At 70.1% G+C, this 24,380-nt stretch carries 22 protein-coding genes and 1 riboswitch; of the genes, 5 read left to right on the top strand and 17 right to left on the bottom strand.

Annotated features, from left to right (window positions below; translation table 11 throughout):
• Positions 1-156: 156 nt before the first annotated feature.
• The 4 genes from ABZ664_RS17830 to ABZ664_RS17815 form a co-directional block, all read right to left on the bottom strand.
• Positions 157-939 carry a type III pantothenate kinase gene (locus ABZ664_RS17830; RefSeq protein ID WP_350941530.1) on the bottom strand — a complete coding sequence of 261 codons (783 nt, stop codon included), beginning with the start codon at positions 937-939 and terminating at the stop codon, positions 157-159.
• The gene (locus tag ABZ664_RS17825; RefSeq protein ID WP_362510308.1) at positions 939-3,551 is read right to left on the bottom strand and encodes an L-aspartate oxidase; all 2,613 of its coding nucleotides are present in this window, start codon (positions 3,549-3,551) and stop codon (positions 939-941) included. Before ABZ664_RS17825 ends, ABZ664_RS17830 begins: the two co-directional genes overlap by 1 nt.
• A gap of 462 nt (positions 3,552-4,013) precedes the next feature.
• Positions 4,014-4,928, bottom strand: a complete 915-nt coding sequence (gene panC / locus ABZ664_RS17820) for a pantoate--beta-alanine ligase (protein ID WP_362510305.1) — start codon at positions 4,926-4,928, stop codon at positions 4,014-4,016.
• 16 nt (positions 4,929-4,944) lie between these two features.
• Positions 4,945-5,835, bottom strand: a complete 891-nt coding sequence (locus tag ABZ664_RS17815; RefSeq protein WP_362510302.1) for a DUF2520 domain-containing protein — start codon at positions 5,833-5,835, stop codon at positions 4,945-4,947.
• 253 nt (positions 5,836-6,088) lie between these two features.
• Here ABZ664_RS17815 and ABZ664_RS17810 point away from each other — a divergent pair, with 253 nt between their 5' ends.
• Positions 6,089-7,123 (top strand): SAM-dependent methyltransferase, encoded by a 1,035-nt coding sequence (locus ABZ664_RS17810; protein WP_362510299.1) that lies wholly within the window; start codon positions 6,089-6,091, stop codon positions 7,121-7,123.
• A 148-nt stretch (positions 7,124-7,271) separates the two neighbouring features.
• On the opposite strand, the gene ABZ664_RS17805 is transcribed toward ABZ664_RS17810, so the two are convergent.
• Both ABZ664_RS17805 and ABZ664_RS17800 read right to left on the bottom strand, forming a co-directional pair.
• The gene (locus tag ABZ664_RS17805; protein ID WP_362510296.1) at positions 7,272-8,471 is read right to left on the bottom strand and encodes a cytochrome P450; all 1,200 of its coding nucleotides are present in this window, start codon (positions 8,469-8,471) and stop codon (positions 7,272-7,274) included.
• Positions 8,472-8,490: 19 nt separating this feature from the next.
• A complete protein-coding gene (locus tag ABZ664_RS17800; RefSeq protein WP_362510293.1) occupies positions 8,491-9,447 on the bottom strand; it encodes a TerC family protein in 957 nt (318 codons plus the stop codon).
• Between the two features lie 242 nt (positions 9,448-9,689).
• Positions 9,690-9,805: riboswitch (SAM riboswitch) on the top strand.
• 133 nt (positions 9,806-9,938) lie between these two features.
• On the opposite strand from ABZ664_RS17800, the gene ABZ664_RS17795 reads away from it, so the two are divergent.
• Genes ABZ664_RS17795 through ABZ664_RS17785 form a run of 3 tightly spaced genes read left to right on the top strand, consistent with a single transcriptional unit; the run spans position 9,939 to position 13,512 of the window.
• A complete protein-coding gene (locus tag ABZ664_RS17795) occupies positions 9,939-11,156 on the top strand; it encodes an aminotransferase class V-fold PLP-dependent enzyme (protein ID WP_362510863.1) in 1,218 nt (405 codons plus the stop codon).
• A 17-nt stretch (positions 11,157-11,173) separates the two neighbouring features.
• Positions 11,174-12,358, top strand: coding sequence for an NADH-quinone oxidoreductase subunit D (locus ABZ664_RS17790; RefSeq protein ID WP_362510290.1), 1,185 nt, complete (start codon positions 11,174-11,176; stop codon positions 12,356-12,358).
• Between the two features lie 17 nt (positions 12,359-12,375).
• The gene (locus ABZ664_RS17785; protein WP_362510287.1) at positions 12,376-13,512 is read left to right on the top strand and encodes an acyltransferase; all 1,137 of its coding nucleotides are present in this window, start codon (positions 12,376-12,378) and stop codon (positions 13,510-13,512) included.
• Between the two features lie 9 nt (positions 13,513-13,521).
• Here ABZ664_RS17785 and ABZ664_RS17780 read toward each other — a convergent pair whose 3' ends face one another.
• The 11 genes from ABZ664_RS17780 to dacB form a co-directional block, all read right to left on the bottom strand.
• Positions 13,522-13,977 (bottom strand): DUF3180 domain-containing protein, encoded by a 456-nt coding sequence (locus ABZ664_RS17780; protein WP_362510284.1) that lies wholly within the window; start codon positions 13,975-13,977, stop codon positions 13,522-13,524.
• A complete protein-coding gene (gene folK, locus ABZ664_RS17775; protein ID WP_362510281.1) occupies positions 13,974-14,471 on the bottom strand; it encodes a 2-amino-4-hydroxy-6-hydroxymethyldihydropteridine diphosphokinase in 498 nt (165 codons plus the stop codon). The genes ABZ664_RS17780 and folK overlap by 4 nt, the downstream gene beginning before the upstream one ends.
• Positions 14,468-14,857, bottom strand: coding sequence for a dihydroneopterin aldolase (gene folB, locus ABZ664_RS17770; protein WP_362510860.1), 390 nt, complete (start codon positions 14,855-14,857; stop codon positions 14,468-14,470). The genes folK and folB overlap by 4 nt, the downstream gene beginning before the upstream one ends.
• Before the next feature lie 170 nt (positions 14,858-15,027).
• Positions 15,028-15,468 (bottom strand): nuclear transport factor 2 family protein, encoded by a 441-nt coding sequence (locus tag ABZ664_RS17765; protein WP_362510278.1) that lies wholly within the window; start codon positions 15,466-15,468, stop codon positions 15,028-15,030.
• Positions 15,465-16,316, bottom strand: coding sequence for a dihydropteroate synthase (gene folP, locus ABZ664_RS17760; RefSeq protein ID WP_362510275.1), 852 nt, complete (start codon positions 16,314-16,316; stop codon positions 15,465-15,467). Before folP ends, ABZ664_RS17765 begins: the two co-directional genes overlap by 4 nt.
• A gap of 312 nt (positions 16,317-16,628) precedes the next feature.
• The gene (folE, locus tag ABZ664_RS17755; RefSeq protein WP_362510272.1) at positions 16,629-17,213 is read right to left on the bottom strand and encodes a GTP cyclohydrolase I FolE; all 585 of its coding nucleotides are present in this window, start codon (positions 17,211-17,213) and stop codon (positions 16,629-16,631) included.
• Between the two features lie 2 nt (positions 17,214-17,215).
• On the bottom strand, positions 17,216-19,222 hold the full coding sequence (gene ftsH / locus ABZ664_RS17750) for an ATP-dependent zinc metalloprotease FtsH (protein WP_362510269.1): 2,007 nt from the start codon (positions 19,220-19,222) through the stop codon (positions 17,216-17,218).
• A 281-nt stretch (positions 19,223-19,503) separates the two neighbouring features.
• Positions 19,504-20,061 (bottom strand): hypoxanthine phosphoribosyltransferase, encoded by a 558-nt coding sequence (hpt, locus tag ABZ664_RS17745; protein WP_362510266.1) that lies wholly within the window; start codon positions 20,059-20,061, stop codon positions 19,504-19,506.
• Between the two features lie 12 nt (positions 20,062-20,073).
• Positions 20,074-21,087, bottom strand: a complete 1,014-nt coding sequence (gene tilS, locus ABZ664_RS17740) for a tRNA lysidine(34) synthetase TilS (RefSeq protein ID WP_362510263.1) — start codon at positions 21,085-21,087, stop codon at positions 20,074-20,076.
• A gap of 24 nt (positions 21,088-21,111) precedes the next feature.
• Positions 21,112-22,203 carry a zinc-dependent metalloprotease gene (locus ABZ664_RS17735; protein WP_362510857.1) on the bottom strand — a complete coding sequence of 364 codons (1,092 nt, stop codon included), beginning with the start codon at positions 22,201-22,203 and terminating at the stop codon, positions 21,112-21,114.
• Between the two features lie 51 nt (positions 22,204-22,254).
• A complete protein-coding gene (gene dacB, locus ABZ664_RS17730) occupies positions 22,255-23,622 on the bottom strand; it encodes a D-alanyl-D-alanine carboxypeptidase/D-alanyl-D-alanine-endopeptidase (RefSeq protein ID WP_362510260.1) in 1,368 nt (455 codons plus the stop codon).
• Positions 23,623-23,744: 122 nt separating this feature from the next.
• Here dacB and ABZ664_RS17725 point away from each other — a divergent pair, with 122 nt between their 5' ends.
• Positions 23,745-24,242 (top strand): inorganic diphosphatase, encoded by a 498-nt coding sequence (locus tag ABZ664_RS17725; protein ID WP_350941556.1) that lies wholly within the window; start codon positions 23,745-23,747, stop codon positions 24,240-24,242.
• Positions 24,243-24,380 lie beyond the last annotated feature (138 nt).

Below are 24,380 nucleotides of genomic sequence, written 5' to 3'. Positions count from 1 at the left end.
CGGATCGTCCTCGAAAGGACGTCGCGGTGGCGGATCAGGCTCGGAGGGTGCCGCGGTGGCAGATCGTCCCCGGCCGCGGTCGTGGGTCGTCCCCGAAGGACGTCGCGGTGATGACAGATCGTCCTCACGGCGTATTGCGGTGGTGACAGGTCGTCCTCACGGCGTGTTGCGGTGGTAGATCAGACGGAGGCCGATCAGCGTGAGCCAGGGCTCGTGCATGTCGATCGAGCGAGCCTCGCTCACCACGAGCGGCGCCGCGCCGCCGGTGGCGACCACGGTGACGTCGTCGGGGTCGTCGGCGAGTTCCGCCGCCATCCGCTCGACGATCCCGTCGACCTGACCGGCGAAGCCGTAGATGATGCCGGCCTGAAGCGCCTCGACGGTGTTCTTGGCGATCACGGAGCGAGGACGGATCAGCTCCACCTTGTGGAGTTGCGCCCCCGCCGTGGCGAGCGCGTCCACCGAGATCTCGATGCCGGGGGCGGTCACCGCGCCGACGTACTCCCCCTTGGCGGAGACGGCGTCGAAGGAGGTCGCGGTGCCGAAGTCGACGATGACGCACGGCCCGCCGTACAGCTGGATCGCCGCCAGCGCGTTGACGATGCGGTCGCTGCCGACCTCCTTCGGGTTGTCCATCCGCACCGGCACCCCGGTGCGGACGCCCGGCTCGACGATCACCGCGTTCACGTCGCCGTAGTAACGGCGGCACATCTCACGCATCTCGTTGAGCACCGAGGGGACGGTGGAGCAGATCACGATGCCGTTGACGTCGGCGCCCTTGAGCAGCGGCGACTGCCCGAGCAGCCCCTGGAGCACGACGGCGATCTCATCCGCCGTGCGCCGGGCGTCCGTGGCGATCCGCCAGTGCTCGATGACGTCCTCACCCTCGAAGAGTCCGAGAACGGTGTGAGTGTTGCCGACGTCGATGGCAAGCAGCATCAATTCCCCCGAAGGTCCAAGGCGATGTCCAGCGCCGGCGCCGAATGCGTGAGCGCGCCCACGGCAAGGTAGTCAACACCTGTTTCCGCCACGGCACGAGCCACCTGGAGGGTCAGTCCTCCGCTGGACTCCAACCGCGCCCTGCCGTCCACCAGCCGTACGGCCCGCGCCAGCTCCTCGACGGTGAAATTGTCCAACAGGATCTCCTCCGCTCCCTCGGCCAGCACCGGCTCGATCTGGTCGATCCGATCGACCTCGACCTCGATCGGCAGGCCGGGAAAGGCGTCACGGACCGCCCGGAACGCCTCGGCGACCCCACCCGAGGCCACCACGTGATTGTCCTTGATCAGCGCGGCGTCCGAAAGTGACATGCGGTGATTGGTTCCGCCGCCGCACCGGACGGCGTACTTCTCCAGGGCCCGCAGTCCCGGCAGCGTCTTGCGGCTGTCCCTGATCCTGGCCCCGGTCCCCTCGACGGCCCGGACCCAGTGGCCGGTCAGGGTCGCGATGCCGGACAGGTGGGTGAGCAGGTTGAGCGCGGTGCGCTCGGCGGTCAGCAGGTCCCTGGTGGGACCGGTGACGGTCATCAGCACGTCACCGGTGGCGACGCGCTCGCCGTCCTTGACCCTGCGCTCGGCCACCAGGCGGCCCTGGCTGAGGTGGGAGAACGCGCCCTCGGCGACGGCCAGCCCCGCGACCACGCCGTCGGCGCGGGCCACCACGTCGGCGGTGGCGGTCTGGTCGGCGGGGATGGTGGCGACACTGGTGACGTCGCCCCCCTCCTGCAGGTCCTCGGCCGCGGCGGCCTCCAGGACCGCGGTCACCGCTCTCGGGTCCAGGCCCGCCTCGACCAGGTCGTTCTCCACCTGGGGCGGCAACGCGCTCGCGCGCTGCCCGTGCGGTGCGTATGTCATGGCCAGTCCCTCCGCTGTCAGGGTGATGTCGAGGTGGCCCAGCCACCGGTCGTCGTTCCGCTCGGGAAAGTCCTCACGCCAGTGTGACCCCCGGGTCTCCTCGCGTTCGCGGGCGGCCGCCACGAGCGCGGAGGCGACCGTCAGCAGGTTGGTGGTCTCCCAGGACTCGGTACACGGCTCGACCACCACCGGGGTCCACCTGAGGTTCAGCAGGGCCCTGGCGACCTCTCCCAGGGACTCCTGGCCGCGCAGCACGCTCGCTCCCCGGCTCATGTGCCCCTGGATCCTGCTCCGGGCCCTGGGGTCGATCAGGCCGGTGGGCCGGTCATCGGCGACCGGCCCACCCGTCGCCGGCCCGCCCACGATCGACCCACTCGCGGCCGACTCGTCTTCGACCGGCCGCGTCGCGCTCCCGGCGCTCCCGGCGAGGACGGTACGCGCCTCGTTGATGTCGGCGGCGATGCGCCCGGCGAAGACCAGGCCTTCCAGCAGGGAGTTGGAGGCGAGCCGGTTGGCGCCGTGCACGCCGGTACACGCGACCTCGCCGCACGCGTACAGGCCGGGCACGCTGGTACGGCCGCGCAGGTCGGCGCGAACACCACCGCTGGCGTAGTGGGCGGCGGGCGCGACGGGGATCAGCTGGGTGACCGGGTCGATGCCGTGTTCCAGGCAGACCGCGTGGATCGTCGGGAAACGGGTGCGCCACTTCTCCTCGCCGAAATGGCGGGCGTCGAGATAGACGTGGTCGGCGCCGGTGGCGCGCATCCGCCGCATGATCGCCTTCGCCACGACGTCGCGGGGGGCGAGGTCCGCGAGCTCGTGAACGTCGCGCATGAACCGGGTGCCGTCCGCGTCGACCAGTACGGCCCCCTCGCCCCTCACCGCCTCGGAGATCAGCGGCTGCTGGCCGGTGGAGTGCTCGCCGAGCCAGAGGACGGTCGGGTGGAACTGGACGAACTCCAGGTCCCTGACGACGGCGCCCGCGCGCAGCGCGAGCGCCACCCCGTCGCCGGTGGAGACGAGGGGATTGGTGGTGGCGGAGTAGACCTGTCCCATGCCTCCCGTGGCCAGTACCACGGCCCCCGCCGTGACCGCGCCCACCCCGTCGCGCTCGCCCTCGCCCATGACGTGCAGGGTCACCCCCGCGGTGCGGCCCTCGGCGTCCTTCAGGAGGTCGAGGACGAGGGCGTGCTCGATCACCTCGATCTCCGACTCCATCACGGCCTGGACGAGCGCCCTCTGCACCTCGGCCCCGGTGGCGTCGCCTCCCGCGTGCACGATGCGGTCACGCCGGTGGCCGCCCTCCCTGGTGAGCTGGAGTGCCCCCGAGGCGTCGGTGTCGAACCGGGCGCCCATCGCGATCAGACCGTGCAGCGCATCGGGTCCCTCGGTCACCAGGGTGCGGACGGCCTCCTCGTCGCAGAGGCCCACTCCGGCGACGAGCGTGTCGGAGAGGTGTTCCTCGGGGGTGTCCCGCGGGTCGAGCACGGCGGCGATGCCGCCCTGTGCCCAGCGGGTCGATCCCGAGGACAGGACGTCCTTGGTGACGACGAGGACCTTCGCCCCGGGGTCGAGGGCGGCGGACCGCAGGGCCAGGGTGAGGCCGGCGATGCCGGAGCCCACCACGACCACGTCCGCCCGTACCGTCCAGCCCGGAGCGGGAGCGGTCAACCTCTGGGGAATGGCCGGGATGCTCATAGCCGCCTCCTCGCGGGGCTCGTTAGAGGCCGTTCATTTCGTCAGTGTGACGATAACGCCCCTCGCGAATCGGCTGTTCCTCGGGGTGGGACATTTCGCCCGAACGCCGAAATCATGGCAGCTCAGGGCTGTACGCCGCCGACGGAGGTCGAAACGGGAGCCTCGGCGAAGGGAGCTCCGGCGCGAGGAACAAGCGCGTCCCCGCGCCCCAGCCCTCCGCCCCCCGGCCCTCCGTACCCCAAGCCCTCAGCGTCCCCAAGCCCTCCGTGCCCTCACACACGCCACACGCCCGCGCAGGCCGCATGCCCGCGCAGGCCGCATGCCCGCGCAGGCCGCACAACCGCGCAGGCCCATGCCCACGCAGACCACACGGTCGCGCAGACCACACGGCCGTGACAGCGCGACGAGGCGGGAACGCCGATCCCCCGCAGCTCACAGGCCCAACCGCCGAACGGCCGCGGATCAGCGAATGTCGAGCGTGACGTTGTCGATCAACCTGGTGGACCCCACCCTCGCGGCCACCGCGAGGATCGCCTCACCCGTGTGGTCGTCGCCGACCTCCGCGAAGGTCGCCGGGTCGACCAGGACGAGGTAGTCGACCGCGAGCGACGGCTCGGCCTCCAGGACGGCGAGCGCGGCCCGGCGGATCTCCGCGGGCGCGCGCCGCCCGGCTCCCGCCTCAAGGGCGCGGGTCTCGTCCGCGCCGTCACCGCGGTCGAGAGCCTGCCCGGCCCCGGCCTCAAGGGCACGGGACAGGGAGAGGGCCGCCACCCGGTCGTCCCGCGACAGGTAGCGGTTGCGGCTGGACAGCGCCAGACCGTCCGGCTCGCGGACCGTGGGCCCCCCGACGATCGAGACCGGCAGGTTCAGGTCGGCGACCATCCTGCGGATCATCGCGAGCTGCTGGGCGTCCTTCTGCCCGAACACCGCCACGTCCGGCTGGACCAGGTTGAACAGCTTCAGCACCACGGTCAGCACGCCGTCGAGGTGGCCTGGCCTGAACTCCCCCTCGACGACCGAGCCCATCTCGCCCGCGGACACGCCGACCTGCCTGTCCGGCAGGTACATGTCCTCGGCCGAGGGGGCGAACACCACGGCCACCCCCTCGGCCGAGCAGGCTTCGAGGTCGGCGTCGAACGTACGGGGATAGCGGGAGTAGTCCTCGCCGGGCCCGAATTGGAGCGGGTTCACGAAGATGCTCACCGCCACGTGCGCGGCCCTCTCGCGGGCCAGCCGGATGAGGGAACGATGCCCCTCGTGCAGCGCGCCCATCGTCGGTACGAGCGCCAGCGCGCTTCCCCCGGAAAAGGCACCCGCGCCGATTCCCAGGGTCTCGCGGGCCTTGAGCAGCCCCGCACGGTCGTCCGCCACGATCATTGGAACCTCCGGGGGTTCAGGTCCATTTGTTGCCGCCCAGGGCGTCCAGGAGGCGCTCGGCGGCCTCGGGCTTGAGCAACCCGGCCGCCAGCGCCCGGTCGGCGGTGAGCCTGGCCAGCGCCACGTAGGCGTCCGCCGCCTCGGGAGCGGCGAGGATGAGCGCGTCCACGTGTCTGCGGACGGTCCCCGCGTCACCGCGCACCACCGGACCGGTCAGCCCCGCGATGCCGAGCCTCAGCACGTTCTCCAGGGCCGCGCCGAGCAGCGGGCCGAGCATCCTGCCCGGCTGCTCCACGCCGATCCTCTCCAGCAGCTCCGAGGACTCCGCGACGAGCGTCACCATGTGGTTGGCCGCCCCCGCCAGGGCCGCGTGGTAGAGCGGCCGGTCCTCGTCGGCGATCCAGACCGGCTCGCCCTCCATCTCGATGACGAGGGCCTCGGCCACCGGACGAAGCGCGTCGGGAGCGGTCACCCCGTACGAGATCCCGGTGAGACGGCGCAGGTCGTCGTCGCGGCCGGTGAAGGTCATCACGGGGTGCAGTGCGAGCGGTAGCGCCCCGGCCTTGATCGCCGGGTTCAGCACGGCGAGGCCGTACGCGCCGCTGGTGTGCGCCACCAGCTTGCCGCGCAGGTCGGCGCCGGTCTCCACCAGGCCGGAGACCAGGCCTGGCAGCACGTCGTCGGGGACCGTGAGCAGGACGAGATCCGCACCCGCCACCACGTCCTCGGGCCTCGCGGGGGCGAGCCCGAGCCGCTCGACCGCCCGCTCCCTGGAGGCGTCGGAGACGCCGCTCGTCGCGACCACCCGGTGCCCCGCCCTGACGAGCGCGGCGCCGAGCGCCGAACCGACCTTGCCCGCTCCAACCACTCCGACGGCCAGCCGTGCCGGGCGATCGACTGCGTCCATGACGTCCCGTCCTTCGACCATGTGGGTTCCGTGCCCGATTGACCAGAGTAACGGGCCGTGCTGTCGCGACCGCTTCAGGACGCGTGTTCGGCAACGGAGGCGAGGTCTCCTCCCGGTATGCCCGGATCGGGCACACCGGGAGCGTACGTGACCCACGAAAGAGCCCGGATACCCGGCCCGTACGGTGATTCGGACGGCGGCGCGCCGACGTGGCGTCAACAACGATCGTGCAAACCGATGACAGAATGCGGTCATGCACTCACTCGAAGCGTCGGCGCGCGTCGATCTCGTTCCCTCGCCCCGGCGGGTAGCGTCTGAGAGCGTGTGGCTCACCTGGCGTGCCGCGATGGAGCACGCGCTCTACGGCGAGAGCGGCTTCTATCTCCGGGAGCGTCCCTCCAGCCATTTCCGGACCTCGGTCGGCGCCTCCCCCGTCTTCGCCGAGGCCGTGCTGCGCGAGCTGGCCGCGATCGACGAGGCTCTGGGCGGCCCCGAGGTGCTCGACCTGGTCGACATCGGCGCCGGTGAGGGCAGGCTGGCGGCCGGTGTGCTCGCCACGGCGCCGCCCGCGCTCCGGTCGAGGCTGCGGGTCACCGCGGTCGATCTGGCGCCCCGGCCTTCGGCGCTGCCCGAGGAGATCGTCTGGGCGAAGGCCGCGCCGGACGGGATCCACGGGCTGGTGGTCGCCAACGAGTGGCTCGACAACGTTCCCGTCGACATCGTGGAGCAGACGGCCGACGGACCCCGGCTGGTCCTGGTCAACATCACGAACGGTGAGGAGCGGCTCGGTGACAGCCCTTCCGAGGCGGATCTCGCGTGGCTGGCCCGCTGGTGGCGGATGCGGGCCCCCGGCGAGCGGGCCGAGATCGGCAGGCCGCGCGACAGGGCGTGGGCCTCGGTGATCGTACGGCTGGCGCGCGGCCGGGCGATCGCGATCGACTACTCCCACACGCTGGACGACCGGCCACCGTACGGCACGCTCGCCGGATACCGCGACGGGGCGACGGTCGCGCCCGTGCCCGACGGCTCGTGCGACATCACCGCCCACGTGGCGCTCGACGCCTGCGCGGCCTCCGGTGAGAGCGCCGGAGCCGTCACGACGGCGCTGACCACGCAGCGTGAGGCGTTGCGCGCCCTCGGCGTCACCGGGAGCCGCCCACCGGTCGAGCAGGCGGGAAGCGACCCGCGCGGCTACCTGCGAGCTCTCACGAGGGCCTCTGAGGAGGCGGAGCTCATCGCCCCCGGCGGCCTCGGCGGCTTCGGCTGGCTCTCCCAGAGCCGCCGCTGAGAGCGGCGAGCCCTCGGCGGAACGACCGATCGCTTCGCCGATGCCGATGGGATGCTCTCCCCGGGCCGGGCCGTCGTGTCGCGGGATACGGTGCGGTCCGGGTCGCCGCGATCCGGGTTGTCATCGGCCGCCGTGTGCTCGGACCGGTTCAGACCCGCACATCGAGAGCGGTGAGGCCCCGGATGACGTAGCCGGGACCCCAGGTGGGTTCGGTGACGAGTTCCATCTTCGGCGCCTTGCGCAGGAGGGCGCCGAAGGATTCGATCAGCTCCACCCTGGCCAGCGGTGCCCCGAGGCAGAAGTGGATGCCGGCGCCGAAGGAGATGTGCGGGTTGTCGGCCCGGCCCACGTCCAGGCGGGCAGGGTCGGCGAAGACCTCGGGGTCGCGGTTGGCCGAGCCGAACAGCAGCGCCACCTCGGAGCCGCGCGGGATGTCGACCCCGCCCACCGAGATGTCCTCGAGCACCCAGCGTTCGAACATCTGCAGCGGGGTGTCCCAGCGCATCAGCTCCTCGATCGCCGTGGGCAGCAGGGTGTGGTCGGCGCGGAGCCGGTCGAGTTCCGCCTGGTTACGGAAGAGCGACCACCAGCCGTTGCCGGTGACGTTCACGGTGGCCTCGTGTCCGGCGTTGAGCAGCAGCACGCAGGTGCCGACCAGCTCCTCCTCGGTGAGTCTGTCGCCCCCGTCTGCCACCAGGGCGAGCGCGCTGATCAGGTCGTCACCGGGGTCGGCCCTGCGGGCACGGGCCAGCTCGACGAGATAGGCGGAGAACTCCTCGGCCGCCCGTACGGCGGTGTGCTGGGCCTCGACCGACGGCTGGAGCTCGTACATGCCGCAGATGTCGGCCGACCAGGGGCGCAGCAGGTGCCGGTCGGCCTCGGGGATGCCGAGCATCTCGGCGATCACGGTGACCGGGAGCGGCTCGGCGACCTCGGCGATCAGGTCGCCTCCGCCGCGCTCGACGAAGACGTCCACGAGTTCCTCGGCCATGCGGGCGATCTTGGGACGGAGCGCCTGGACCATGCGAGGGGTGAACGCCTTCGAGACCAGCCGCCGGAGCCTGGTGTGCACCGGTGGCTCGACGTCGAGCATCCCTGCCCTGATCACCCGCCAGAACGGGTCCTGGAACTCGGGGTCGTCCGGCCTGCCGAACTCCTGGTGCGAGGCCACGTGCAGGTAGGACCGGCCGAGCCTGCGGTCTCGCAGCAGCGCGTTGACGTCGGCGTGCCTCGCCACCAGCCACTGGCCGGTCGGCTCGAAGAAGCCGACCGGCCGCTCCCGCCTCAGCTCGTCGTAGACGTCATAGGGATGGGCGACGAATTCCGGATTCCAGGGATCAAAGCGCACGTAATCATCGTAATCCTGGTCAGGAGTCGGCTCGCTTGTCCAAATTTCCCTTTTCGGTTGATTCGTCCACTCCGCCCGTAGGAGCGGTCTGGCTCGCCGGAACCCCCTGAGCCACCGGAGCCTCCGAACCGGCCCGGTGTGTAGGGTCCGCCGAATCCCTCGGGTCCTTCCGGTCCGTGCTGTCCGTGCTGTCCGTGCCGTCCACCGAGTCCGTACGACCCGCCTGGCCCTCGGCACCGTAGCGAGAACGCAGCTCGACCGGCTTACGCCTGCCCGCCTTGCCGCGCACCCGGATGTTCAACAGCTCCACCAGCAGCGAGAACGCCATCGCGAAGTAGATGTAGCCCTTGGGGATGTGCTGCTCGAACCCCTCGGCGATGAGCACGACGCCGATCAGCACCAGGAAGGACAGGGCGAGCATCTTGATGCTCGGGTGCCGGTCCACGAAGCGGCTGATCGGCCCGGAGGCGATCAGCATCACGATGACCGAGACGATGACGGCCGCGATCATGACGCCCAGCTCGTCGACCATGCCGACCGCGGTGATCACCGAGTCGAGCGAGAAGACGACGTCGAGGATCATGATCTGGATGATCACCGAGGTGAAGGACGCGGACACCTTGCCCTCGGAGTGGTGGGAGTCCCCCTCCAGGCTGCCGTGCATCTCGTGGACGCTCTTGCCCAGCAGGAACAGTCCTCCGAGTATCAGGATCAGGTCGCGCCCCGATATCCCCTGCCCGAAGACCTCGAACATCGGCGTCGTGAGCCTCACCACCCACGACAGCGCGAACAACAGGAGGAGACGGCTGAGCAGGGCGACGGAAATACCGATCTTGCGTGCCCTGTCACGCTGCGCGGGCGGGAGCTTGCCCACCAGGATCGAGATGAAGATGATGTTGTCGATCCCCAGGACGATCTCCAGGGCGACAAGGGTGAAAAAACCTATCCATATCTCGGGGTTGGTCACCCAATCCATGGCCTTCTCCTTCTTCGGCCGATTTCTTCGGCCAACGCTCGAACGCGCGATCATTCAGCCGGCTGAACCTTCTTCGGCTGACTCCAGGACGACCGGGAAAGGCCCCGAGTTCCTTCCTTTCGTCACAACTTCGCCGTCAATTCGCCGGACGCTCCCAGGCGCCCGCTCCTGCCCCGGATACCGGGTTGATCACCTTTCGGACTTGCGAGCCACCGCGGGGCGTCGGTTATAGTGCCTCCGTAGGTCATGAGTGCCAGTGACAAGCCCCGGCTCGCTGGCCGGCAACCCTCGCGTCCGCGGCGGGGTGCCCCGGGTGAGGACCTGGTCCGGCACGAGGTGTGCCGGGCAAGCGCGGGCTCCAGGCACCTATGCCATGGGTTGGGGTCCGATGACCTCGAAGGAGCCATGGCGTGTCCACCCTCACGATCCACACCCCCGTCACCTCGGCCACCACCGCCGTCCCCGAGACCCGCGCGTCCGGTGACCGGCCGATCCCGGCCGTGCTCGGCTCGGACCTGGAGGTCCCGGTCAGGGGCGGCAGGCTCGTCCGCTACGCCAACCTCGACTACGCCGCGAGCGCCCCCTGTCTGGAGCCGGTGAGCGCCGCCGTCGCCGCCGCGCTCCCGGCCTACTCCAGCGTCCACCGCGGCGCCGGGTACGCGTCCCAGCTGACCACGGCCCGCTACGAGCAGGCCAGGCACACGGTGCGGGCCTTCGTCGGCGCCCGCCCCGACGACTCGGTGATCTTCACCCGCAACACCACGGACGCGACCAACCTGCTGGCCCGCAGCCTGCCCGAGGGCACCACCGCCGTGGTCTTCGACACCGAGCACCACGCCTCGCTGCTGCCCTGGGAGCGGGTCGTGCGGCTCGCGGCCCCCGCCTTCCCCGGCGAGGCCGTCCGCGCCGTCGACGACACCCTCGCCTCGATCGACGGCCCCAAGCTGCTTGTCGTGACCGCCGCCTCCAACGTCACCGGGGAGCTGTGGCCGATCGCCGCGCTCGCCCACATCGCCCACCGCCACGGTGCCCGCGTCCTCGTCGACGCCGCGCAGCTCGTCCCGCACCGCCGCCTCAACCTGACGGCCCTCGACCTGGACTACGTGGTCTTCTCCGGCCACAAGCTCTACGCGCCGTTCGGCACGGGCGCGCTGATCGGCCGTTCCGACTGGCTCGCCGACGCCGAGCCGTACCTGCGGGGCGGCGGCGCGGTGAAGGCCGTGAACGACGACGACACCGAGTGGCACGACGACCCGGAGGCGCGGCACGAGGCCGGAACCCCGAACGTGCTGGGCGCCATCGCGCTCGCCGCGGCCTGCGACGCGCTGTCCGCCACCGGCTGGACCCCGCTGGTCCGCGAGGAGGAGCACCTCCTTCGGCGCCTGAGGGCGGGCCTCGCAGGTGTCCCCGGCGTCCACGAGCTCTCCCTGTGGGGCCCGGACCACCCGCGCGTCGGCATCGTCTCCTTCGTGGTGGACGGCTTCACCGCCCGCGAGATCGCCGAGGCCCTGTCCGGCGACTACGGCATCGGGGTCCGCGACGGCAAGTTCTGCGCCCATCCCTTCGTACGGCACCTGCTGGGCGCCAAGGACGGCGGCTGTGACGACGTCACCGCCTCCGCCGTCCGCGCCTCCATCGGCATCGGTACCACCTCCGAGCACGTCGACCGACTGATCGGCGCCCTGCGGGATCTTGCCTCGCGCGGCTGACGTGACAGCATGGCCCTATGACTGAAGGCGCGCGCCGTGAGCTGAGCGTGGGGATGGGGGCTGGAGCCGAAGCCGTACGGGGGGCGGACGGCAAGGAGCTCGCCACCGAGGACATGATCCTCAACATCGGGCCGCAGCACCCGTCCACGCACGGTGTGCTGCGGCTGCGGCTCACGCTGGACGGGGAACGGATCGGCTCCGCCGAGCCGATCGTGGGCTACATGCACCGGGGCGCCGAGAAGCTCTTCGAGGTGCGCGACTACCGGCAGATCATCGTGCTGGCGAACCGGCACGACTGGCTGTCGGCATTCGCCAACGAGCTGGGCGTCGTGCTCGCGGTGGAGCGGATGCTCGGCATGGAGGTGCCGACGAGGGCGGTCTGGACGCGCACGCTGATGGCCGAGCTCAACCGGGTGCTCAGCCACCTGATGTTCCTCGGCTCCTACCCGCTGGAGCTCGGCGCGATCACCCCGGTCTTCTACGCGTTCCGGGAGCGCGAGACCCTCCAGGCCGTGATGGAGGAGATCTCCGGCGGGCGCATGCACTACATGTTCAACCGGGTCGGCGGCCTCAAGGAGGAGATCCCCGCGGGGTGGACGGGCCGGGTCGCCCAGGCCGTGGCCGATGTGCGGCGTCGACTGCCCGACATCGAGAACCTGATCGCCGACAACGAGATCTTCCTCGCCCGCACGCGCGGGGTGGGCGTCCTCGACCGCGAGACGATCATGCAGTACGGCGTGAGCGGCCCGATCGCCCGCGCCTCCGGCGTCGACGTCGACCTGCGCAGGGACGAGCCGTACCTCGCCTACGGCGAGTTGCCGGTGAAGGTCGTCACCCGGTCGGCGGGAGACTGCCACGCCCGGTTCGAGGTGCTGCTCGAACAGGTGAAGGTCTCCCTCGACCTGGCCGACGTCTGCGTGGAGCGGCTCCTCGACCTGCCCCCGGGGCCGGTCAACCAGCGCCTGCCCAAGGTGTTGAAGGTGCCCGAGGGCCACACCTACGCCTGGACGGAGAACCCGCTGGGCCTCAACGGCTACTACCTGGTCTCGCGCGGGGAGAAGACGCCGTGGCGGATGAAGCTCCGCTCGGCCTCCTTCAACAACGTCCAGGTGCTGCGCGAGATGCTCCCCGGCCACCTGGTCTCGGACATGGTCGCCATTTTGGGCTCGATGTTCTTCGTCGTCGGCGACATCGACAAGTAAGGCACGGTCGTAACCGCATGATCGAATCCGGCGGAGAGCAGGAGATGGCGACCGAGGTGCCTCCCGCCACGGACGGGTCACGGCGGGACCGGTACGTCGACTGGCTGCGCGCGCTCAGCCTGATCGTCGTGGTCGTCTGGCATTGGGCGTTCACGATCCTGCAGTGGGGGCCCGACGGCCCCTCGCCGACGAGCCCGCTGGGCTTCACCTCGGGGCTGTGGATCCTCACGTGGCTGCTGCAGGTGCTGCCGCTCTTCTTCTACGTGGGCGGATACGTCCACCTCCTGTCGTGGAACCGGGCCTGCGAGCGCGGGGTCGGCATCGGCACCTTCGTGTGGCGGCGCATCCGGAGCCTCGCGATCCCCGCGCTCGCGCTCGCCGGGACCTGGATCGTGTTCGGCGTGATCGTGACGTGGGCGTTCGGGATCGAGTGGATGGGCCGCGTGGTCCTGCTCGTCATCAGCCCGCTCTGGTTCATCGGCGTCTACCTCGTGCTGATCGCCCTGCTGCCGATCTCGCTCTGGCTGCACCGGCGCTACGACGTGCTCGCCCTGATCTGGCTGGCGGGGGCGGCGCTCGTCGTCGACGTGCTGCGGCTGCGCTACGGGTACGAGGCCGTGGGCTGGCTCAACATGATCATTGTCTGGGGGCTCGCCCACCAGGCCGGATTCTTCTACGACCGGGTGGTGGCGCTTCCCCGCCGCTTCGACGTCGCCATCCTGTGGACCGGACTGTTCGCCCTCTTCGGCCTGGTCTACTCGGGCATCTACCCCGGATCGATGGTGGGCGTTCCCGGCGACAAGCTGTCCAACATGGCGCCGCCCACCTTCGTCATCGTGGCCCTGCTGATCTTCCAGATCGGCCTGGTGGAGGTGCTGAGGCCGTCCATGGAACGCCTGCTCGTACGGCCCAGGTGGCAGCGCGTGAACGAGACGGTGAACCGGTTCGCGCTTCCGCTGTTCCTGTTCCACACGACCGGCATGGCGATCTGGGTGGCGCTCACCTGGTGGCTGGTGGGCAGCGGACCCGGCGAGAGAGTACGGCTGGACCTGTTCTGGTGGCTGGAGCGCCCTCTCGCCATCGCCGGAGCGCTGATCTGCACGCTTCCGGTCATCATGCTCTTCGGACGCCAGTGGACGGCGAGGCGACGCTAGCGCGGCGTCTCAGCGCTGCTCGTCACCCGTGGAGTCCTTGGGAACCCTGCAGCAGTGCTCCAGGTACAGGGCCGCGCAGACCAGCAGCACGCACGCCAGCAGCGACCCGCCGGTGATGAAGAAGTCCCTGCGGGGGACCTCCTGCTCCAGCATCTCCACCGTGTACACGGTGAACCCGGCGAAGATCCCGCCGAAGACCGCGCCACCGAACGCGGAGGCCTTGGCGAGGGCGGCCAGACGGGCCACGGCGAGGGGCTCGACCGGCTCGGTGTCGGGCTTGCGCTCGATCCTGGCCTTCGTCATCCACCCGGTGTAGAACTCGCCGATCGCGAGCAGCAGCACCGTCGGGATCGCCGTCCACGGCACGGTCGGCAGGGACGAGTAGAGCGGTCTGAGCATCGCCCAGGTGAGGATCGCGAACACGATGAGGAGCCCGACGAGAACGCCGGGGCGGGTCGGCCTCACGCGGGCCCCCGCAGGATCAGGTCGGGACGCGGCCGTACGTAACCCTGGTCGAGACCGGCGAGCAGGTCGGCCACCCGGCGCCCGGACAGGACCGCTTCGGGATCGGCCCGCACCCAGGGGACCAGCACGAACGCGCGCTCGTGCGCTCTGGGGTGCGGCAGGGTGAGGTCGGGATCGTCCATCACGACGTCCCCCACGGTGATCAGGTCGATGTCCAGCGTGCGCGCTCCCCAGCGCTCCACGCGGACCCTGCCGAAGGTGTTCTCCACACTGTGAGCACGATCGAGGAGCGCCCGAGGTTCCAGCGCGCTCTCGGCGATCACCACCGCGTTGAGATAGGCGCCCTGCTCGGGACCGCCGACCGGGTCGGTCTCGTAGACCGGCGACACCGCGACGAACGTGAGCTCCGGCTTCTCGAAGAGGGCGTCGAGCGCGCCCCTCAGCGTCTCGAACCGGTCGCCCAGGTTGCTGCCGAGCGCCAGAACCACCCTCATGCCCGGCCCCGGGTGATCGTCACGATCACGTCGTCGAACGGCAGCGGGATCGGCGCGGCGGGTTTGTGCACGCTCACCTCCGCCACCTGGACGAGCTCGCGGGCGAGACAGACGTCGGCGAGGCGCTGGGCGAGGGTCTCGATCAGGTCGACCGGCTCGCCCCGCACGACCTCCGCCAGGTCCTCGGCGAGCTCGCCGTAGTGGACGGTCCTGGTCAGATCGTCCTCGGCCGCCGCCGGCGCCGTGTCGAGGAAGAGGGTGACGTCGACGACGAACTCCTGGCCGAGCTCCCGCTCCGCCGCCAGCACACCGTGCCGGCCGCGCACCCGCAGCCCCTTCAGGCTGATCCGGTCGGCGACCGCCCGGCCGGCCGCGTCCGACGGCAGGCCGTGCGCCGCGTTCCCGTACGCGCCGGGGGCCGGACTTTCCAGTGGATCTCGAAGCGAACCCTCGGCCGGGCCGCCCACCGGCTCGTCGGCCGGATCCCCGATCAGGTCGCTGACGCCGTCGTCGATCCGCAGGGGCGTCTCAGGAGACGAGGGGGTCTCGGCGTCGATCACGCGGCCTCCTCCTCCTCGTCCTCGTCGTCCCCCTGCAGCACGGGCGAGCCGTGGTGCAGCCAGAGCCGCCACCCCGCCGACGTCCGCACGAAGGTGTTGCTCGCGACCACCTTGCCCGCCGCGAAGCTGGCATCACCCTCGTCGCCGGCGGTGAGGATGTTCTCCTCGCAGGTGAGGATGGCGACGTCGCCCAGGACCATGACCCGGACGTCGGTCAGCACGAACTGGATGTAGGGCGTGTTGGCCATGATGAGCGCCCACGAGCGCAGCACCTCCTGCCGGCCGTTCACGATCGGCCAGCCGGGGTGGACGCAGCTCACCTGCTCACCCTCGATGTCCTCGGCCCAGATCTCGGTCATCCTGTCGAGGTCGGCGTCCTCGATGGCGGTGTAGAACGCCTGGTTGACCGTCTCGACGGCGGTGGTGTCGACGCTCATGATCTCGCTCCCTGAACTGCGGCAGCCACACGGACGGCGTCCGCGTTCGGGCGGACGTCGTGCACGCGTACACACCAGGCCCCCGCCTGCGCGGCGAGCGCGGTCACGGCGAGCGTGGCATCGTCACTACGACTGAAAGGGCGCGGCGCGCCGTCCTGGTCGGCCAGGAGGCGACCCAGGAAGCGTTTCCGCGAGGCTCCGATGATCAGCGGGTATCCCAGCTCTCCGAGCCTGTCGATGCCCGCGATCAGGGCCCAGTTGTGTTCGGGGTTCTTGGAGAAGCCCAGCCCCGGATCGAGCACGATCTGCTCCTCGGCCACGCCTTCGGCCAGCACGGAGGCGACCCGCTTGGCGAGCTCCTCGCGCACCTCGGTCACCACGTCGCCGTACACGGCCCTGCGGTCCATGGCGTGACTGTGCCCCCGCCAGTGCATCACCACGTACGGCACACCCGAGGCGGCCACGACCCTCGGCATCGCCGGGTCGGCGAGCCCTCCGCTCACGTCGTTGACCAGTTTCGCCCCGGCCTCCACGGCCATCTGAGCGACCTCGGCCCGCATGGTGTCGACGCTCACGGTGACGCCCTCGCGGCTCAGCCCCCTGATGACCGGCTCGACCCTGGCCAGTTCCTCCTCCAGGGGCACCCGCGCGGCGCCGGGCCTGGTGGACTCGCCGCCCACGTCGACGATGTCGGCGCCCTGCTCGACCAGCTCCAGGCCGTGACGTACGGCCACCACCGGGTCGAACCACCTGCCGCCGTCGGAGAAGGAGTCGGGAGTGACGTTGACCACGCCCATAACGAGGCACCGGCCCGCGTCCGGCAGCCCGGGCACACTCCACGTCGTCATGGCGACCAGCCTAGGCGTTGCGCACCATACGCCCGTCTCGTGGGTCCGGCTTGTGCCATAACGAATCCGCACACCCGTCACAGGGCGGACGGCCCTCGGGGACGTCTGGCCGGCATGCGTTCTCCTCCAGCTCCTGCGGACGCGGGCGGCGTACGCCCGGCGGCGTCCGACGCGAGCAACGTACCAGGCACCGATCGGCCGTGGCGGAGATTCAGGGCTTCCGGCCACAACCCTCCACAACGCGGAAACCCCGCCGGGGCCGCCGATCGGCGGTCCTGACGGGGTGTGTCTCGAATGCACGTGCGAAGGCGATCAGCGGATGATGAGGGCCATCGCCTCGGCGCGGGTCTTGTCACTGTCGCGGAAGCTTCCGCGCACGGCCGAGGTGATCGTCTTGGCACCGGGCTTGCGCACACCCCGCATGGTCATGCAGAGGTGCTCACATTCGATCACCACGATCACCCCCCGCGGCTCCAGCACGCTCATGAGCGCGTCGGCGATCTGGGAGGTCATCCTCTCCTGCACCTGGGGACGCCTGGCGTACACGTCGACGAGGCGGGCGAGCTTGGACAGGCCGGTGACCTGCCCCTTCTCGTTGGGGATGTAGCCGACGTGGGCGACGCCATGGAAAGGCACGAGGTGGTGCTCGCAGGTCGAGTAGACCTCGATGTCGCGGACGAGCACCATTTCGTCGTGGTCGACGTCGAAGACCGTGGTCAGGACGTCTTCCGGGGTCTGCCCCAGCCCGGCGAACTGCTCGGCGTAGGCGCGGGCGACCCTGGCGGGGGTCGCCTGGAGCCCGTCGCGGTCGGGATCCTCACCGATGGCGATGAGGATCTCACGGACAGCGTTTTCCAGCCGGACCGTGTCGACCTGGAGCGGCCTGGCACCCGCCACGCTCAGTTCACGTCCTTGGGTGCGGTGTCGGGGTGGCCCGTCCCGGCAGGAAGGGCGCCGTTGCCGTCGGCCTGCTCGCCCGGGGGAAGCGTGCCGTTGCCCGACTGCTCCTTGCGGGAGAGGATCGGCGGGCGGTTGGAGGGCAGCCGCTTGCCGTAGCCGGAGTAGGAAGGCCTCTTCTCCCTGACGACGACCGGGGCGAAGATCTGCAGGACCTGGTCGCGGGAGAGGGTCTCCTTCTCCATCAGCTCAAGCACCAGGTTGTCGAGCACGTCGCGGTATTCGACGAGGATCTCCCAGGCCTGGTCGTGGCCGGACTCGATGAGGCGGCGGACCTCCTCGTCGATCGTGGAGGCGATCTTCTCGGAGTAGTCGCGCTCGTGGCCCATCTCGCGGCCGAGGAAGACCTCACCGTTGCCGCTGCCGAACTTGCGGGCGCCGAGCTGCTCGCTCATGCCGTACTCGGTGACCATGCGGCGGGCGATGGAGGTGGCCTTCTCGATGTCGTTGGAGGCGCCGGTGGTGGGCTCGTGGAAGACGAGCTCTTCTGCCGTACGGCCACCGAGGAGCATCGCGAGCTGGTCCAGCATCTCCGAGCGGGTCGCGAGGAACTTGTCCTCCATCGGCAGCGTCATCGTGTAGCCGAGGGCGCGTCCGCGGGACAGGATCGTGATCTTGTGGACCGGGTCGGAGTTGGGCAGCGCGTGCGCGACCAGGGCGTGTCCGCCCTCGTGGTACGCGATGATCTTCTTTTCCTGGTCCGACATGAGGCGCGACTTGCGCTCGGGACCGGCCATCACCCGGTCGATGGACTCCTCGAGCAGCTCCATCGTGATCAGCTTCTGGTCGGCCCGCGCGGTGAGCAGCGCGGCCTCGTTGATCACGTTGGCCAGGTCGGCACCGGTGAAACCGGGCGTCCTGCGGGCGATGATGTCGAGGTCGACGCCCTCGGCGAAGGGCTTGCCGCGGCCGTGCACCTTGAGGATGCCCTTGCGGCCCTCCAGGTCGGGGCGGTCGACGGTGACCTGGCGGTCGAAACGACCGGGGCGCAGCAGCGCCGGGTCGAGGATGTCGGGCCGGTTCGTCGCGGCGATCAGGATCACGCCGCCCTTGACGTCGAAGCCGTCCATCTCGACGAGGAGCTGGTTCAGCGTCTGCTCGCGCTCGTCGTGGCCACCGCCGAGACCGGCACCGCGGTGGCGGCCCACCGCGTCGATCTCGTCGATGAAGATGATCGCCGGAGCGTTCGCCTTCGCCTGCTCGAACAGGTCGCGGACCCGGGAGGCGCCGACGCCGACGAACATCTCGACGAAGTCGGAACCGGAGATGGAGTAGAACGGCACCCCGGCCTCACCGGCGACGGCCCTGGCGAGCAGGGTCTTACCGGTCCCGGGCGGGCCGTAGAGCAGGACGCCCTTGGGGATCTTGGCGCCGATCGCCTGGAACTTCGCCGGGGCCTGCAGGAACTCCTTGATCTCCTGGAGCTCCTCGATCGCCTCGTCGGCACCCGCGACGTCGGCGAAGGTGGTCTTGGGGGTGTCCTTGGTGATGAGTTTCGCCTTCGACTTGCCGAAGTTCATCACCCGGGAGCCGCCGCCCTGCATCTGGTTCATGATGAACAGGAAGATCAGCACGATGATGACGATCGGCAGGAAGCTCACCAGGAGCCCGAGAAGGAAGTTCTCCCTGGGCACCTCGACGTTGTATCCGCCGGGCAGCTTGTTGGCCGCCTCCGCCGTCTGCAGCTTGTCGGCGAGCTGGATGCCCTGGCCGGTCACCCACATGGAGTAGTAGCGCTTCTTGTCGGTCAGAGTGACCTCGATGCGCTGGTCCTTGTCGATGATCTTGGCGTTGGAGACCTTGCCCTCGTCGATCCAGCTGACGATCTGTGAGGTGTCTCGCCTCTCGAAGTCGCCCTCACCGCCCCACATCGTGGTGACGAGAAGGAGCAGAACGACGATGCCCAGGATCCACAGCAGTGGCCCACGTGTAAATCGCTTGAGATCCATCCGATGCGGAACCCCGGCGGGCCCGTCCCTTCCTGACCAGAGCCTGGCAACCCCGGGCGAACCCGGGGCTCGCGGTATCCCTAACCGCTCCAACTGACTACCCAGAGACAGCGGGAGGCCACCTCTTCGGTTGTCCGAAGGTACACCGGCATGGCGCGCGGGGTCACCGCGCGGACAGACCGGCTTTGCCCTACCAACGTACGTCAGGTAGGTCCGTGTTCCCCGCCGCTATGGGCAATGTCCCCGTTTGTGAATGACACACTTCGCGCAGGGCGTACTTTTCAGCCCGCTCCGTATACGTGAGGGGCGAGAGTTCCGATGAAGGGAAGGTTGCGATAACGCTCGGCGTAGTCGAGGCCGTAACCGATCACGAACTCGTTGGGAATGTCGAAACCGATGTACTTCACGTCGATCGGCACCTTGATCGCGTCGGGCTTGCGCAGCGCGGCGCAGATCTCCACCGAGGCGGGGTTGCGCGACTTCAGGTTGTGGACCAGCCACGACAGGGTGAGACCGGAGTCGATGATGTCCTCGACGACCAGCACGTGGCGTCCCGCGATGTCGGTGTCGAGGTCCTTGAGCACCCGCACGACACCCGACGACCTGGTGCCCGCCCCGTAGGACGAGACGGCCATCCAGTCCATCTGCACGGGCAGGCGCAGGGCCCTGGCCAGGTCCGCCATCACCATGACCGCGCCCTTGAGCACGCCCACGATCAGCAGGTCCTGTCCCGCGTAGTCCTCGTCTATCCGGCTCGCGAGCTCCTTGATCTTGGCTTGGAGCTCTTCCTCGGGAATGAGGACCTTCGAGAGGTCCCGGCCCATGTCAGCTGCGTCCACCTGGGATTTTCCTTACGAAACGGGGCTGGCTGGCTGTCTGGCGAGTATCAGGGTGTCATACCGGCGAACCACCCTCACCCCCCCGGGCATCTCTACGCACCGCTGTCCTCGCCACGCGGTGACCAGACGGTCGACCTGGAGGACGTGCGAGGCCGCGAGTGTGCCCGGTGGCGCTCCCGCGTCGATCGCCGACCTGCGCAACACCCTCCGCCTCACCGCGACGGGAAGATCCTCCAGGTCCCGTACGGCCACCGTCACCGTCGCGATATCGCTAAGAGCGCAATCCCTCACGGCGACGCGGGCGTAGACCTCCCCGGCCCACGCGTCGAGCGCGTCGGCGTCGTCGCGGCACAGGGACGCGGTCCTGGCGAGCGCCTCGGCGACACCGGGGCCGAGCTCGTCCTCCAGGGCGGGCAGCAACCGCTCGCGGACCCGGACCCGGGTGTAGCGCGGGTCGAGGTTGTGCGGGTCGCCCCACGGGGACAGGCCGAGCGCCGCGCAGGCCGCGACGGTGGTCGCGCGGCCGAGTTCCAGCAGCGGCCGCCGATAGATCCCGGTCCGCGCGGGCATCCCGGCCAGCGACCTGGTGCCGCTCCCCCTGGCCAGCCCGAGCAGCACGGTCTCCGCCTGGTCGTCCCTGGTGTGCCCGAGCAGCACGGCCGCCGCTCCGAGGCGTTCCGCCGCCTCGGACAGAGCCGCGTACCTCGCCTGCCTCGCCGCGGCCTCCGGACCTCCGGAGGTGCCGACGGAGACGGGCAGCGCCTCGGCGAGATCGATTCCCAGCCCTGGCGCGAGCCGCACGACGTCGCCCGCACGCTCGCCCGAGCCCTCCTGCAGGCCGTGGTCGACGCTGAGCAGACCGGCGCGAAGCCCGGCGCGGGGCGCGGTGAAGCCCAGCGCGGCGGCCAGGGCGAGGGAGTCGGCGCCGCCGCTGCACGCGGCCAGCACGAGAGCACCGGGCTCCAGGTCGCCCAGTGCGAGCCGTACGGCGCGTCGGACGTCGGCGACGGCGGGATGCGGACCCATGCCCGCCATTGTCCGCCCTGCCGGTCAGCCGACGGCACCCCCGGCGGGGATGGCCGGAGTGCCGTTCACCCTGGCGATCCAGCGCGTGGGATTGGAGATCTCATCCTGGGTGGGGAGCGTCTCCGGCGAGGACCAGACCTTGTTGAAGCCGTCGATGCCCACCTGTCCCACGACCGTGCGGACGAAGGCGGAGCCCTCGGCGTACTGCTTCATCTTGAGGTCGAGGCCGAGCAGCCTTCGGACCGTGCGGTCGAGACGGGACCCGCCCTCGCGACGGTGGTGGAACTTGGCGCGGATGTCGGCGACCGAGGGGACCACCGACGGGCCGACCGCGTCCATCACGTAGTCGCCGTGCCCCTCGACCAGGGTCATCACCGCGGTGAGCCGGTCGAGGATCACCTTCTGCTCGGGCGTCTGGATCGCGTCGATCAGGTTGCCCTCACCGCCCCTGACGACGTCCGTGAACGTGCCGGCGGCCGAGCGCAGCCGCTCAAGCAGCGCGGGCAGGTCGATGTCGGAGGCGAGCAGGAAGTCGGTCGTCTGCGACCTGACGTACTCGCGCAGCCAGGGGACACCGGTGAACTGCACCCGGTGGGTCTCCTCGTGCAGGCAGACCCAGAGGCGGAAGTCACGCGGGTTGACGTTGAGTTCCTGCTCGGCGTGGACGATGTTGGGCGCGACCAGCGTGAGGCGCCCCGTGGGCGCCTGGCCTGTCGGGTCGGGCGGCAGGAACAGCTCGTACTGCCCCAGGACGCGGGAGGCGAGGAAGGCCAGCACCGCGCCCACCTCGACCCCGGTGATGCGTGAACCCACGGCGCCCACGATCGCCGGCGCCTGGCTGCCCCTCGCCGCCATCCGTTCGGTGAGCGGCTCGAGCACCACCCGGAACCCGTCGATGTTGGCCTTGATCCAACCCGGTCTGTCGACGACGGTCGCGGTCTGCGGCGCGGTCTCGGTGTCGATTCGGGTGAACTCGCGGACATGCCCCTCGGCCTCGCGCGAGAGCCGCCGTAAGTCGGCGACGGCCTGCCGGGCCTCCTCTCGGCTCACTTGCGGCCCGGGGCGCACCAGGCGCGTTCCGGTCGCTACGGCAAGATCCCAGTCGATCACCTGCATACCGTCCACCGTACGTGCTCTCCCCCCGAGTCGCGCACCCGGAACCTGTGATCAACCGGCGGCGACCGCGGCGGCGAGCCTGTCGAGGGCCGCCTCCGCCTTGCCCCAGCCGGGCGGGACCTTGTCCGCCATGAAGGCGAAGGTCACCATGCGTCCGCCCCGCGTGGTGGTCATGCCCGCCAGCGTGTTGACCCCGTCGAGGGTGCCCGTCTTGGCGCGGATCAGCCCGTAGGCGGAGTGGAGCTTGTCGAACCTGTGCCCGAGGGTGCCGCTGAAGCCGGCGATCGGCATACCGCTGATGATCGGGTGCAGGCCGGGGTTGGCCGGGGAGGCCGCCGCCGCGACCAGGCGGGCGAGCGCCTCGGGGGCGATGCGGTTCTTCGGCGACAGCCCGCTGCCGTCGAACACCAGCACACCCTTCGCCGCGCCGAGCCTGGTCAGCACCTTGCCGACGGCCGCGGCGCCGCCCTCGAAGGAGGCCGGCTCCCCCTCCTTGATCGCCACATGCCTGGCCAGCGCCTCCGACAGGTCGTTGTCGCTGAGCGTGAGTGCCCGCTCGACCAGGGCGTAGACCGGCGCGGAGTCGACCCTCGCGATCTCCTGTGCGCCCGCCGGGGCCTTGGACCGTCTGGCGGACTTGGAGACCGTGATCCCGTACTTCGACAGCAGCGACACGAACGCGCCGTGCGCCGTGCGGGAGGGGTCGGAGACCCGCTGGTCGCTTCCCCGCGAGACCCGGCCCTCGTCGACCATGAGCGCCGTGACGGGGGCGACGCTCCCCTCGGGCACGTAGCCGGGCTTCCACGTGGCGGCGGTGCGCGGCCCGGTGTAGAGGAAGTCGTCGTAGGCGACCGTCACCTTGGACACCCCGGCCTCCTTGAGCGCCCTGGCGGTGCGTGCGGCGAGGACGGCGAGCGAGGCGGGCCGGGGGTAGACCGGGCTCGCCGCCGTTTTGGGACTCGCCAGGGTGGGGTCACCGCCCCCGACGAGGATGATCGAGCCCGGCGAGGATCCCCGCACCACGCGGGTGCTCAGCCTGGCGTCGGGTCCCAGCGAGGCCATCGACGCGACCGCGGTGACGACCTTGGTGGTGGAGGCGGGGGTGATGCCCGTGGCGGCCCCGCTGTCGAAGAGCAGGGCGCCCGTCTCCGCGTCGAGAACCGCGGCCCCGACACTTCGTCCCAGCGCGGGGTCACCCAGCGCCTCGGTCAGCCGCCCCGCCAAAGTACCCTTGGCGGGGAGAGGGCCGCTCCCCCCCGCAGCCAGCACCGGACCCGCGGTGATGACCGGGACGGGAGGCGGCTTGGCCGACACGACGACCGTCTCAGGCTCACCCGCGACCAGCACACCACTGGCGAGCAGGTGCGCCCCGGCCGCGACGACGAAAACCTGCAGCAGGACGAGAGTGACCAAGGCCACCCACCGCTCACGCCGCATTACCGTCGCCGTCCTCTCATCATCCGTATCCAAAAGGCATAAAACGCCTACGAGACATTAACGCCCAACCGGGGGTGCCCGGGGGGTTGAGTGGAGGAAACGCGGTGGAGTTCGACGTTCTCGTTGAGATTCCCAAGGGGCAACGGAACAAGTACGAGGTGGACCACGAGTCAGGCCGCATCAGGCTCGACCGCATGCTCTTCACCTCCACGCAGTATCCCGCCGACTACGGCTTCATCGAAGACACCCTCGGCGAGGACGGTGATCCTCTCGACGCCCTGGTGCTTCTCCAGGAGCCGACCTTTCCCGGCTGCCTGATCAAGTGCCGGGCGGTCGGCATGTTCCGTATGACCGACGAGAAGGGCGGCGACGACAAGGTTCTGTGCGTCCCCGCCACCGACCCCCGGATGGAACACATTCGCGACATCCACCACGTTCCCGAGTTCGACCGCCTGGAGATCCAGCACTTCTTCGAGGTCTACAAGGACCTGGAGCCCGGCAAGTCGGTCGAGGGCGCCAACTGGGTCGGCAGGGTGGAGGCGGAAGAGGAGATCGTCCGCTCCATCAAGCGCGCCAAGGACGACACCCACGGAAAGCACTGATCCTTGACCGGATTATTACCCGGTCCTCAGCCCGCTCTCCAACCGTTCGCCCTCTGACCGATCATCCTCTGACCGACTCACACTCCCCGACGGTTCGCCCCCCTGAACAGTCACTCCCTGACCGGTCACCCTCCGAAC

Source organism: Streptosporangium sp. NPDC006930 (assembly GCF_040635605.1).
Taxonomy (GTDB): domain Bacteria; phylum Actinomycetota; class Actinomycetes; order Streptosporangiales; family Streptosporangiaceae; genus Streptosporangium.
Note: the sequence above shows the minus strand (reverse complement) of the source record. Positions and strands in the feature narration are given on the sequence as shown.